4 protein-coding genes and 1 pseudogene are annotated in these 3341 nt (G+C 64.3%); all 5 read left to right on the top strand.

The window, feature by feature from the left end:
• Positions 1-84: pseudogene (locus tag ACRDUX_RS25105) on the top strand (nitroreductase family deazaflavin-dependent oxidoreductase); the annotation flags it as partial.
• A 4-nt stretch (positions 85-88) separates the two neighbouring features.
• On the top strand, positions 89-916 hold the full coding sequence (locus ACRDUX_RS25100; protein ID WP_526417614.1) for a carbon-nitrogen hydrolase family protein: 828 nt from the start codon (positions 89-91) through the stop codon (positions 914-916).
• A 54-nt stretch (positions 917-970) separates the two neighbouring features.
• Positions 971-1183, top strand: coding sequence for a type II toxin-antitoxin system VapB family antitoxin (locus ACRDUX_RS25095; RefSeq protein ID WP_526417612.1), 213 nt, complete (start codon positions 971-973; stop codon positions 1181-1183).
• A complete protein-coding gene (gene vapC / locus ACRDUX_RS25090) occupies positions 1180-1590 on the top strand; it encodes a type II toxin-antitoxin system VapC family toxin (RefSeq protein ID WP_526417610.1) in 411 nt (136 codons plus the stop codon). Before ACRDUX_RS25095 ends, vapC begins: the two co-directional genes overlap by 4 nt.
• A gap of 301 nt (positions 1591-1891) precedes the next feature.
• Positions 1892-3265 (top strand): FAD-dependent oxidoreductase, encoded by a 1374-nt coding sequence (locus ACRDUX_RS25085; protein WP_526417608.1) that lies wholly within the window; start codon positions 1892-1894, stop codon positions 3263-3265.
• Positions 3266-3341: the final 76 nt, after the last annotated feature.

Raw genomic sequence — 3341 nt, 5'->3', positions numbered from 1 at the left:
ATCGTCGAGCGCGCGCCCGGGTTCGGCGAGTACCAGAAGAAGACCGACCGGGTCATCCCCGTCTTCGAGCTGACGCCCGAGTAGCACCATGGTCGTCTGCTCCGTCGCCCAATTCGCACCCGGCGAGGACAAGTCCGCCAACCTGACGTCGATCCGTCGCCTGGTGTCCGAGGCGCGGGCGCAGGGCAGCGAGCTCGTCGTGTTCCCCGAGTACTCGATGTTCACCGCCCCGGCGATGGACGAACGCTTCGTCGCATCGGCCGAACGTCTCGACGGCCCTTTCGTCGCCGAGCTCACCGCACTGGCCGCGCAGCAGAAGATCGCCCTCGTGTGCGGCATCAACGAGGCCACCGACGAAGGCACCCGCATTCACAACACGCTGCTGGCCATCGACGCTTCCGGCGACGTCGTCGCGACCTACCGCAAGCTGCACCTCTACGACGCCTTCGGTTACACCGAGTCCGCCCTGGTCAGTCCGGGGGACATCGAGCCGCCGCAGACCTTCACCGTCGGCGACCTCCGCTTCGGCTTGCAGACGTGCTACGACCTGCGCTTCCCCGAGGTGACGCGCCGGCTGGTCGACGCGGGCGCAGACGTCGTGCTGATGCCGGCCGAGTGGGTGCCCGGCCCGCTCAAGGAAGACCACTGGACGACGCTGCTGCGGGCCCGCGCCATCGAGAACACCGTCTACCTCGCCGCGGCTGATCAGTGCGGCAAGTCCGGTGCGGGCAACAGCATGATCGTCGACCCGATGGGGGTCGTCCTCGCGTCCGTCGGCGAGGAGGAAGGGCTCGGCACCGCCACGTTGGACCCCGCCCGCATCGCGCGGGTGCGGGAGAAGAATCCGGCGTTGACGTTGCGGCGCTTCTCCGTCGTCGCGGCCGACACGACGGAATCGGCGACGCAGCTCGTCTGACGATCGGGTAGCTCGGAGTACACCTACTCTACACGTTAGGTGTATGTTGCGTGTATGGCGAAGGTGCGTACCAATATCGAAATTGAGGACGTCTACGTCGAGGCGATAAAGGACCGCTACGGGGTCCACACGAAGACCGAGGCCGTCGACCTTGCGCTGCGACATCTGGCGGGCCAGCCGATGACGCGCGAGCAGGCGCTGGCAATGCGGGGTGTGCGCGCCATGGGTGAGGTTCCGGGCGATACCGGTCCCCGTGGCGCCGCGTGATCCTGGCCGATACTTCTGCGTGGGTCGAGTACGACCGGGCCACGGGCAGTAAAGCGGACCAGCGGATTACCGAGTTGATCACCACAGATGGGCCGCTGATGTTCACCGAGCCGGTTCTTATGGAGGTGTTGGCCGGCGCACGCAATGATGCGCGCGAGGAGGATCTACGGCGCATGCTGCTGCGGTTCGGTTTGGCGCACTTCGATGTAGTCACTGATTTCGACGCCGCGACCAGAATCTATCGGCGGTGTCTACAAGCGGGCGTCACCCCTCGCGGGATGGTCGACTGCATGATCGCAGCGGTCGCGTACCGTCGCGCTCTCGCGCTGCTCGCCTGGGACGCTGACATGTTCCGCGTCGCCAAGGTAATCGGAATCGAACTGGATGAGGCATCGCTGCGCGCTTGACCCTGCGGCGCTGCTGGATCCGACGGAGGGTGGCGCTTGTTCACACAAGGAATCCGACACCGTCGAGAGATTCGTCATCCGCCCCGAATAGGAAAGCGCCGCAAGGCTCAACCGTCAGATCTCGGAGGTTCGGGCTCGCGTCGTGTCCACGCGTAACGGGCAACTGCTGCGGATAGATGCGCCCCGGCTGGGCTCGTCCGCGACCATCGATACATTCACCCTCGAACTCCTGACCGGATTGTGATGCTGACACACGAGCTGACGATCAGAGGGCGAGTCCGGAGACCTCACCTATCCCGTGGTGGAGATCTATACGCGCCACACAGGATTCACGGGCTGTAGACCTTGCCCGGCCGCGTCGACACTCGACCTGCGAAGTGCGGAGAAACGGTCCCGTAACGAGATCGTTCCACAAACTCTTCAGACAATTTCGCCAATCCTCCACCCAAAAAGGTCCAAGTACTGCATCCTGTGTTTTGGATCCCGGACCCGGTGTCCAAAGCGCGCTAACGTGAAGAGGGTCAGGAGAGCGATGCCAAGGACCGCTGAAGTTGCCGGTGCGGGCTTATCCGGCCTGCTCCTGGCCACGCGCCTCGCGCAGCTTGGTTGGAACGTGACCCTCCACGAGCGCAACGATGAGCTGCGCATGTTCGGAGCGGGTATCTGGATCTGGGAAAGCGGGCTACGCACTCTCGAGACGATCGGCGCCTTCGACCACGCCACCGCCCGCGCCCGCACCATCGCCGAATGGCGAATTGCAGATCCCAACGGCCGTGTACTGATGTCTCGACGCACGACGTCGTCGGACCGACTGCTATTGCCGCCGCGCGCCGATCTCTACGAAGCGCTCATCGCGCAAGCGACTCACTTCGGTGTCGAGATCAAAACATCGTCGACCGTCGTGGGGATGAGCGCGCAGGGCGAATTGCAGCTGGCTGACGGTTCCAACCGCAAGGCCGATCTGGTCGTCGCGGCCGATGGCGCCTATTCTCGTCTGCGGGAGTCGATTTCGGCAACATCATGGATGGATTACGGCATCGAGGCGGGAATTCGCATGCTCATCGACCGCAAGGGCGGCGATCCGGACGACACGATCATTGAGTACTGGCATGGCCACCGCCGCTTGCTATTCAACCCATGCACCGATGGCCAGGACTACATCTTCCTGAGTGCACCGGTGTCCGACGAGCGAGCCAGCACCGTGCCCGTGGACCGCGAGCTGTGGAGTTCTGCCTTCCCGGCCGCAGCACACTTGGTGGAGCGATTCGCCGAAGCGAGCCGATGGGACCGCCTGGTCAACGTACGGTGTCGCCAGTGGTCGAAGGGATGTGCGGCGGTCGTGGGCGACGCGGCGCACGCAATGCCGCCCAACCTCGGCCAGGCCGCCAATACTGCCTTCATCAATGCCATGGGACTGGCGATGGCGTTGGAGGAGGATTCCGACGTCCCACGCGCTCTTCAGCGGTGGGAGAAGCAGTGCCGCCCGGTAGCTGACCACGTTCAATGGTGGTCCTATCTATACGGTTTCGCCGTCTCGAAAGTTCCGGAGCGCGCCGACTGGATTCGCGGGCGCGTTCTCAAATCCGTGTCTGGCACGTCACTGTTCCAGAACGGCCTGAACAAGGGCGCGCGCACTGTGCCTGCGGGCGCGCGGACCAGCCCCGTCGCGTCTTGATCCCAACTACACCCCACTCCATCCACGCCCCAGGAGGCTTCCGTAGAAGTACGGGTCCTACACCGGTCCCCAAGGA

It is taken from the genome of Mycobacterium sp., from assembly GCF_050701675.1.
In the GTDB taxonomy this organism is placed as follows: Bacteria; Actinomycetota; Actinomycetes; order Mycobacteriales; family Mycobacteriaceae; genus Mycobacterium.
The sequence above is the reverse complement of the archived record's forward strand: the minus strand, read 5'-3'. Positions and strand labels throughout refer to the sequence as shown.